We start from the raw sequence: 8,320 nt of genomic DNA on the forward strand, positions 1-8,320 counted from the left end.
ACGAACCTGAACCACTTCTGCCTGGTGATCGCGGACGAGGCTCTGGAGCCGGTTGCCGAGCACCTGCGCGGCCGCGGCGTCGATGTCTACACCGGGCCGGCGCGCCGTTGGGGAGCGCACGGCAACGGCGTCAGCGTCTACTTCCGCGATCCAGACGGGAACGAGATCGAGGTGCGCAGCTACGCGGCCGGGGCGCTGGAGCGGCTGGCCCAGGCAAGCGCCCCTGCTCATTGACGCGCACAGCCCGGATCGGAGAGTGGCCTACTGCAGACTGCCATCGCATTCCGTTCCGAAGCCGTGCCAGGCGCCGTCAGTACAGGAACATGGGTTTGCCGTCCATGTGCCGCACCTTGGGTCGGTAAGCCTGCGCGTCGTACAGCTCCTCCACGTCGACGCGCTTGATGCCCTGGCGGACAATGCGCAGCGGCACGCTGGTGTAGGTGCCGTCGCGCAGCGCCACCATGCGGCCCTGGGCGCCGCGCCCGGCCAGCGTCACCGCCATCGTCGCATAGTTCACGGCGACCATCAGGTCGAGGCTGTCGGGCGCGCCGGAGCGCATCAAGTAGCTGAGCGGCTGGTACATCACGTCCTCGCCGGTCAGCCGCTTGAGCGCGTCGGCGGTGGCCTGGCCGATGCCGCCGAGCTTGCGGTGGCCGTAGGCGTCGGGCTCGCCGCTCTCCAGCACGCCGACGCCCTGCATCTGCGCCCCTTCCGAGACCGTCACCATCGCGTAGTGGCTGGGGTTGCCGGCCTTGTCTTGTTGCAGCAGCCCGGCCAGCCGCTCCGCCTCGAACGGCACTTCGGAGATGATCGCGCGGTCGACCCCGGCCAGGTAGGCGGCCAGCAGCGATGTCTCGCCGGAGTTGCGGCCGAAAAGCTCGACGACGGCCAGGCGCTCGTGCGAGCCGGCCGACGAACGCAACTGGTGGATGTACTGCACGCTGCGCGTCACGGCGGTGGAGAAGCCGACGCAGTAGTCGGTGCCGTGCACGTCGTTGTCCATGGTCTTGGGCAGCGCGACTACGGGCACGCCTTCGCGGTTGATGCGCTCGGCGAACGAGAGCGTGTCGTCGCCGCCGATCGGCAGCAGCGCCTCGAGGCCCAGGTGCTCGACCACGCGCACCGCGTGGCGCGTCGCATCGACCACGCCGTCCACGCATGGCAGGCCGGCGTCGCGCAGGAAGGCCGGCAGGCGCTCACTGCGCACGTTCGCCGGGTTGGTGCGGCTCGTGTGCAGGAAGGTGCCGCCGCTGCGATCGATCACGCGCACCACGCCGGGGTCGAGCGCGATCACGCATTCATCCCAGCTCAAGGCATCGTCTGGGTTGTACTCCAGCAGCCCCGCCCAGCCGCGGCGAATGCCGAGCACTTCGTGGCCCTCGTCGGCGGCGCGCAGCACGGCAGCCTTGATCGCCGCGTTCAGGCCGGGAACGTCGCCGCCGCCGGTGAGAATGCCGAGACGCATGGCCCTCACCCTTCACTGGCCGCGGCGCACATGCCGGGAACAGTCGCGCCGCCGGCAACCGTCCGCCCGTGAGGCGCTCGGATCGCTGCGCGTGAGGATAACCCGCGCACTATCCAGTGTCGAACATCGCCCCGGCCACGCCAAGCCGACAATCGTCCACCGTCCGCCATTTGGCCGGTAGGCGGGAAGCCGGCCCGCCCATGCTACGATCGGTTGAGAAACGCATGCGGGGGCGAACTGGACGGCGATGCTGTGCATGCGTTTCCCGCCTCGATCGCGCGGCCTGCTGCTGCTGCCCTTCCTGGCAATCTTCCTCACTTGTACATACAGCCGCGCCCAGAGCACCGGCCGGCAGCGCACCTATCCGGCCGGCTGGAACCTGATCGCCGCGCCGCCGGGCACGGACCTCTCAGCCGCGTCCGCGCTCTACGCCTGGCAGGCCGACGCGGGCAGCTACGCGAGCGTGGCGCCGGGAGCCACCGGCGCCGGCGCCGGCTACTGGGCCTACTTTGCGGCCGATACGACGGTGACGCTTTCCGCGGGCGCCGCGCGTGACGCGGTTTCCGTCCAAGCCCCGGCCGGTGCTTACGTGCTGATCGGCAACCCCAGCGGCAACGCGCCGGCGTCCGTGAGCGGCGCGGACGTGCTGTACACCTACACGCCCGCCGCGGGCTACCAACTCGCCGGGCAACGTGCGCCGCTGCCGGGCGGCAGCGGCGCCTGGGCGCTCAGCGGCGCCGGCGGCCGCATCACGCTCATACCCGGCGCGGGCGCTTCGCATCCGTCGCCAGAAGCGGCCGCGCGCGGCTACCCGCTGCACACCAATATCGTCGCCACCGTCTTCTGGGTGGGCGAGATCTTCGATGTGAACGCGGCGGACGGCTCACAGGTGGTCTCCGCCTACGATGACGCCTGGGAGCAGCACTTCGGTGGCTGCGACGGCTCCACGGCATCGGGCTCCTGCCAGACCGTTTCCACCAACGCCGCCGACGGGTACTTTCCGGCGCAGATGACGCCGCGCGAGAACCCGTTCTATCTCGACCTGCCCTACGCCGACTTCGACGGCGACCGGCCGAAGCCGAAGCGCACCAACGTCATCCCCTGGGCCGCCGGCCTGCCGGACCCCGGGCCCGGCGTCTCCTTGATGAAGAACCGCTGGGTGAAGCTGATGCGCGGCGGACACACGTGTTACGGACAGATCGAAGACGCCGGGCCCGGGCAGTACGACGACACCGCCTACGTGTTCGGCGCGAACGACGCGCGCCCGCGCAACAAGAAGTTCAACGGCGCCGGGATGGACGTCTCGCCGGCGCTGCGCGACTGTCTCGGCTTCAACGGGCTGGACAACGATGAGAACCGGCTCGACTGGCAGTTCGTGGACGACGGGAGCGTGCCGGATGGGCCGTGGCGGCGGCTGGTGACAACGTCGCAGGTCTACCATCCGTGAGACGACGGCCAACCGGCGGCCGGCAGCGCGTTCATGCACGTGAACGCCGCAACGGCGCCGTGCGTCGGTCACCTGGCCGAGGTCGCGAATGCTACGGAAGCGGCTCGGTTGCGTCGATTTCGAATCAGGCGGGACGGCGGCTGACGGCGTGCTACACTGGGAGCACGACATCGTGCGCGCTGAGAGCGAAACTCGGATGGCAAGACGAATCGTGCGCAAGACGCTGGCGCACACCTCGTCCCTCTTCACCCTGCTGATCGCCCTCGTACTGCTCGCCGCGGCCGGCTTCGTCGCCGCCGCGCGCAGTCATCTGCCCAGCGCGAACTTCTACGGTCTGGGGCCGGGCACCACCGTGCTGCTGCTCGCCATCGCCGGCGCCTGCACGGGCGTCGCGGGACTGGCGGCGCGTCTGCTCGGTCGTGGTCCAGGCCTCGAAGACGATGGCATCCACACGGCGCCGCCGGCGGATCGCGGCTGAGCCGCGGCGGCCGGGGCCCACTACCTGCCAGTCGCATACAGGTTCAGGATGGCCCCACCCAACCGCGGGCGGGGAAAGGGAGGAGCATGCGTAGGGTCGGAGTGGTGTTACTGAGCGGTCTGCTGCTGGCCGGCGCCGCGTGCGGTTCGCACAAGACGAACAACGCATCGTCGCAGCCCGCCGGCACTCCCGCGGAAGGTGAAGTCGCCGCCAGTCCGGCCGCGGGCAGCGGCCCCGTGCAGGCTGGCCAGGCGCCGCCCTCAAGCGGCGCCGCGCAGGCCGCCGAGACCGCGCCCGCCGAGGCCAGTCCAGGCGCCGGCCCGATCGAATCCGCCGGGCTGACCGTCTACGGCGATAACCTGGCGTCACGCTGGGAGGACTGGTCCTGGAGCGCCACGGTCGACCTCGCCTCCACCTCGCCGGTCTACAGCGGCCAGCGCGCGATCTCAGCGACGATCACCCAGGCCTGGGGCGGAGTCTACCTGCACACCGATATCGCCACCGACATCTCGCCCTACACCTACCTGCGCTTCGCCGCGCAGGTGACGCAGGCGGGCCAGCGCTACGCCGTGTCGCTCGTCGACACCAACGACAAGTTCATCGCCAACCCGTACTTCCTCGCCAATCTCGGCGACATCACGGTCGGCTCCTGGAAGTACTACCGCGTGCCGCTGGCCGAACTGGGCGGCACGGCCAAGCCGATCAAGGGCATCGTCTTCCAGGACGGCCTGGGCAAGCCGCAGCCGGCGCTGTTTCTAGACGACGTCGGGTTCCAATGACCCTCCGGGGCCGGGCGGGTCCAGCGCCAGGTCGTACCGCTCTTCCGTGACCACCGTGCCCCAGAGCGCGTGCGTCTGCTCCTCGGTCTTGCGGAAGCCGGCCGCCCGGTAGCGGCGCCCCGCGGCCGTCAGCAGGCTGACGGTCCACAGGTATACGGACGTGTACTCCGACGCGCGGCAGAAGGCCAGCGCCTCGTCGAGGAGACGCTGGCCGAGCCCCTGCCCCCGTGCGGCGGGGTCGACCAGGAACCAGCGCAGCTGCGCCGCGTCATGCTCGCGCCGCAGAATGCCGACTGAGCCCACGAGCCGGCCGTTGTCCTCCGCCAGCCAGATGCGGCTGCCGGCCGCCGGCAGGGTGAGCGCGAACTCGGCCAACGACTGCGCGACATACGCCTCAAAGGTGTGATCGAAGCTGTACTCGGCGGCGTACAGCACGCCGTGCTGCTCCGTGACCCGGCCGAGGTCGCCCGGGCGCAGGTCGTGGCGGACGCTCAAGCCACAATCCGTGCTCGTGCTCATGGTGAATGCTCCATCTCTTGCTACCGAGCAGTCGATCACAGCAGCCGCAGCAGCCAGTATGCGGCCATGCCGCCGAGGATGCAGAGCAAGGCCGCGCCGCTGCGTCGCGCCGCCAGGGCGCCGGCCAGCAACGCCAGCAGCCGCGGCGTCCCTTCCGCCGGCCGCGCCGCGAGACCGGAAACGATCAGTGCGCTGAGCGTCGCCACCGGCACGAACTGCAAGACGTTCTCGCCGCCGCGCGCCAGTGACCCGCTTGCCAGCAGGAAGCCGGAGAGCCGCAGCGCGTACACCGCCACGGCCATCGTCAGGATGATCCAGATGGCGCTCACGTCTGAGCCTCCGTAGCTGCCGCGGCGGGCGCTCCCGCCGCGGTCTGCCCGCCGCGGCGCTGCCAGCCCGCTCCAGCAACACTGCCCGCGAAGCCGGCGCCGAGCACGGCGACGCCGCCGGGTGCGATCTTCAGCAGCAACACGGTTACGGCGGCGGCGCTGAGCGCGGCGCAGAGGGCGGCGCGCGTGCGCACCAGCGGCAGCAGCACCGCGAGGAAGGTGAGCGGCGCCACGAAGTCGAGACCGAGCCGCCGCCCCGACGGAAACACGCCGCCCGCGGCCAGGCCCAGAGCGGTGCCCGTGTTCCAGGCGAGATACATGCTGGCGCCGGCGCCGAGCAATCCGGCCAGGGTGAAGCGCTTACCCGCTGCCGTCACGCCATACGCCGCGTCCGTCAGGAAGCAGGCCGCCAGCAGCCGCGCCGGCAGCGAGGGCCGGATCCGCCGCCCAGCTGCCAGGCCGAGCAGCAGCGCCTGCACGTTGAGCGCGGCTGCGGTCGCGACCAGCAGCGGTGCACTCGTGCCGCTTGCCAGCAGCGAGACGGCGCTGAGCTGCGCCGCGGCGGAGAAAACGGTGAGACTCATGAATTGCGTCTCACCCGCGCTCAGACCGGCGGCGCGCGCCGACGCGGCGTAGGCGATACCGACCGGGATCGCACCGATCCACAACGGCAGCATCGCCACGAAACCGTGCAGAAACGGTGCTCGATCCGCGCTCCACGGCGCCGCGGTCTGCTCACCTGCCACATCCGCCCCCGCCCGAATGCTCAATGTTACTCTCGCAGAAGCGGCACGGCTCTCGTTCGCAACCGCAGAGCAAGGCGCCCCCGTCTCTGCTACGCTAGCGCGCAGGAGCGGGCGCGTCTTCGTGATCGAAGGCGAATTCATGCGAAAGCAATCGCTGCCGGCAGCCTTCGAGCCGCCGCCGGGCGGCGGGCGCCTGAGGGCGCTGCGCCGGCAGGCCGGCAAGACGCAGCTCTGGGTCGAAGGGGAGGCCGCGCTCGGCAGCGGCTACCTGCAACGCCTGGAATGCGGCCGCGTGGCGCAGCCGGAACGGGCGACGCTCGAACGCATCCTCACGGCCCTCGGCGCCCGCTACAGCGAACGGCGAGACGTGCTTGAGTGCTTCGGCTACGCCGTTCGCACGCCGTTGCCCACGCCCGAGGACTTCGCCTGGGCACGCCACGCCTGCCGGCGCGAGCTGGCGGCGGCGGCATTTCCCGCCTATCTGCTCGACTGCAGCCCGCGGCTGGTCGCCTGGAACCGGCTGCTGCCGCCGCTGCTGGGCGTCTCCGCTGCCGATCCTCGCCTGGAACAGCTCGCGGCTGGTTCGTTCCTGGGGGCCTGGTTCGAACCGGATTCACTGCTCGCGCCGCTGGTAGTGGAACCGCGGCAGTTCCTGCCGGCGTTGATCCGTGCCCTGCGCTACGAGAGCGAACCCTTTCACGCCGAGCCCTGGCATGCCGATCAGCTGGCGCGGCTGTGGCAGGCGCTTCCCCTGTTCCGTCACTACTGGGAGAAGGTCGTCCAGGAGCCGGCGCCGGTGAGCGCCGACCGTCCCCTGGCGCCGGTGCGGCTGGCGGTGCCGGGGGCGGGCGTGCTGGAGTTCCGCCTGACGTCCGAGCGCTTCACGCGCGACGCCCGCTTCCGCCTGATCTACTACCTGCCGGCCAACCCCGAGACGATGGGCTGGTGCGCCGAGCAGGTCGAACACGCGGCGCTGGTCACATGGGACGCGAGCCTGAGCCGGCCCTAACGCTGCGCGGCGCCGCGCACGCCGCGCCGCAAGGCACGCGAAGGGGCCGGCAAGCGGTTCGATGCGCGAGGCGGAGCGCTCCGGCCAACGGGCGAAGCAGACGGCCCGAGCGACGCTGTGTCAAGCCTTCAGCTTCGTGGCGGTGCGCCGGCGCCTGGCCTCGGGGCGCGGGCTGCCTACATATCCAGGCCGTTCCAGACGAGGCGCTGGAACAGGGCAGGGTCGGCGCCGGGGCGACGGCCGGGCCCGTACAGCTCGTTGATCAGGCGCTCGGAGCGGGTGGCGCCCGCGGCGCGCGGCGCTTTCAGAATCCGCAGGGCCACAGCCTCGCGCTCGGCGCGGGCGAGCGCAAGCCGCAGCTCCTGCACGCGGGCGTGGACGATCAGCTCTTCCAACATCATGGCTACTCCCGACGGCCGGCTCGGGGCCGGCGATCGTCAATCTCTTTACCATCGTATCAATTGTGAACGTGAACACAAGTACCATTGGGCCTGGTTCGCCACTGATCCGTACCGAAGTTCGCCACGTTGCATAACCCGGCGGCAGGCCGGGGTGGCGCCGCCGTGACGCACGAACGGTGGCTCAGTGCAACGCGCCCGCCGACTCCAGCCGCCGCACTTCCGCCGCCGAGAGGCCAAGCAGGGACTGCAAGACGTAGGAGCTGTCGCCGCCGAACAGCGGCGCGGCGCGGTACAGCCGCGGCGGTGTCTGTGAGAGCTTGAAGGGCACCCCCACGTGCCGTCGCAGGCCGGCCTCGGGATGGGCGATCGTCTCGAAGAAGCGCCGCGCCGCCAGGTGCTCATCCCCCTCCAGATCGGCGATCGTGGCGACGAGCGCGGCGGGCACACCAGCGGCGCGCAGCCTGGTGAGCAGATCCTCGGCGTCCTCCATCTCGGTCCAGGCTCCGAGCCTGCGCTCAAGCTCAGCCACGTGCGCCAGCCGTCCGGCGGCCGTGGCGAACGTCGGCGCGGCGCTCCACGCCGGCTCGCCCATCACCGCGCACAGGCTCCGCCACTGCGCCTCGGTCTCGATCGCGACGGCCAGATAGCGGTCGTCGCCGCGGCAGTGGAAGTAGCCGTGCGGCGCGGCGAAGCGGTCGCGGTTGCCCTGGCGCGGCGGCTCTTCGCCGCCGTGGCCGAGCGCCAACACGCCCTCCGGCGAGGTGGCGAGCATCGTTTCCCACTGCGACATGTCGATCTGCTGGCCCAACCCATCGTGCTGCGCCGCGGCCAATGCCACCAGCGCGGCGAAGGCGGCATGGTAGGCCGCGACCGGATCGCCGTGCGCCATGCCGATGTTCTCCGGCGGCCCGCCGGGAAAGCCGCTGGCATGACCCAGCCCGCACAGCGCGACTTGCGAGTTGCCGTAGAGCACGTTGTCGCGTTCGGGGCCGCTGGCGCCGAAGCCAGACATTGAGAGCATCACGATCGCCGGATTGACCGCCGCGAAGTCGCTCCAGCCCAGGCCGAGCCCAGGCAGCACGCGCGGCGCGAAGTTCTCGATCACCAGGTCGCAGACCTCGGCCAGGCGCAGCGCCAGTGCCCGGCC

General features: G+C 71.0%; 11 protein-coding genes. 5 read left to right on the plus strand and 6 right to left on the minus strand.

Annotation, left to right across the window (positions count from 1 at the left end; all coding sequences use genetic code 11):
• Positions 1-234 (plus strand): VOC family protein (locus tag VKV26_18850; protein ID HLZ71968.1); only part of this gene is annotated, 234 nt, incomplete at its 5' end.
• Between the two features lie 76 nt (positions 235-310).
• Here the strand turns inward: VKV26_18850 and VKV26_18855 are convergent.
• On the minus strand, positions 311-1,465 hold the full coding sequence (locus VKV26_18855) for a 6-phosphofructokinase (GenBank protein HLZ71969.1): 1,155 nt from the start codon (positions 1,463-1,465) through the stop codon (positions 311-313).
• Between the two features lie 256 nt (positions 1,466-1,721).
• On the opposite strand from VKV26_18855, the gene VKV26_18860 reads away from it, so the two are divergent.
• The 3 genes from VKV26_18860 (at position 1,722) to VKV26_18870 (ending at position 4,169) form a co-directional block, all read left to right on the plus strand.
• On the plus strand, positions 1,722-2,912 hold the full coding sequence (locus VKV26_18860) for a hypothetical protein (protein ID HLZ71970.1): 1,191 nt from the start codon (positions 1,722-1,724) through the stop codon (positions 2,910-2,912).
• A 196-nt stretch (positions 2,913-3,108) separates the two neighbouring features.
• Positions 3,109-3,390 carry a hypothetical protein gene (locus tag VKV26_18865; protein ID HLZ71971.1) on the plus strand — a complete coding sequence of 94 codons (282 nt, stop codon included), beginning with the start codon at positions 3,109-3,111 and terminating at the stop codon, positions 3,388-3,390.
• An 86-nt stretch (positions 3,391-3,476) separates the two neighbouring features.
• Complete coding sequence (locus VKV26_18870; protein ID HLZ71972.1) at positions 3,477-4,169, plus strand: hypothetical protein; 693 nt, start codon at positions 3,477-3,479, stop codon at positions 4,167-4,169.
• Here the strand turns inward: VKV26_18870 and VKV26_18875 are convergent.
• Genes VKV26_18875 through VKV26_18885 form a run of 3 tightly spaced genes read right to left on the minus strand, consistent with a single transcriptional unit; the run spans position 4,146 to position 5,904 of the window.
• Positions 4,146-4,688 carry a GNAT family N-acetyltransferase gene (locus VKV26_18875; GenBank protein ID HLZ71973.1) on the minus strand — a complete coding sequence of 181 codons (543 nt, stop codon included), beginning with the start codon at positions 4,686-4,688 and terminating at the stop codon, positions 4,146-4,148. The genes VKV26_18870 and VKV26_18875 overlap by 24 nt on opposite strands.
• Positions 4,689-4,723: 35 nt before the next feature.
• Positions 4,724-5,017 carry an AzlD domain-containing protein gene (locus VKV26_18880; protein HLZ71974.1) on the minus strand — a complete coding sequence of 98 codons (294 nt, stop codon included), beginning with the start codon at positions 5,015-5,017 and terminating at the stop codon, positions 4,724-4,726.
• Complete coding sequence (locus tag VKV26_18885; protein HLZ71975.1) at positions 5,014-5,904, minus strand: AzlC family ABC transporter permease; 891 nt, start codon at positions 5,902-5,904, stop codon at positions 5,014-5,016. The genes VKV26_18880 and VKV26_18885 overlap by 4 nt, the downstream gene beginning before the upstream one ends.
• Here VKV26_18885 and VKV26_18890 point away from each other — a divergent pair.
• Positions 5,903-6,772, plus strand: a complete 870-nt coding sequence (locus VKV26_18890; protein HLZ71976.1) for a helix-turn-helix domain-containing protein — start codon at positions 5,903-5,905, stop codon at positions 6,770-6,772. The two genes, VKV26_18885 and VKV26_18890, sit on opposite strands and share 2 nt — an antisense overlap.
• A 176-nt stretch (positions 6,773-6,948) precedes the next feature.
• Here the strand turns inward: VKV26_18890 and VKV26_18895 are convergent, their stop codons facing one another.
• Both VKV26_18895 and VKV26_18900 read right to left on the minus strand, forming a co-directional pair.
• Complete coding sequence (locus tag VKV26_18895; GenBank protein HLZ71977.1) at positions 6,949-7,173, minus strand: hypothetical protein; 225 nt, start codon at positions 7,171-7,173, stop codon at positions 6,949-6,951.
• A 181-nt stretch (positions 7,174-7,354) separates the two neighbouring features.
• On the minus strand, positions 7,355-8,320 hold a 966-nt coding region (locus VKV26_18900; protein HLZ71978.1), incomplete at its 5' end, for a CoA transferase.

The organism is Dehalococcoidia bacterium, assembly GCA_035310145.1.
Lineage (GTDB): Bacteria > Chloroflexota > Dehalococcoidia > CAUJGQ01 > CAUJGQ01 > CALFMN01.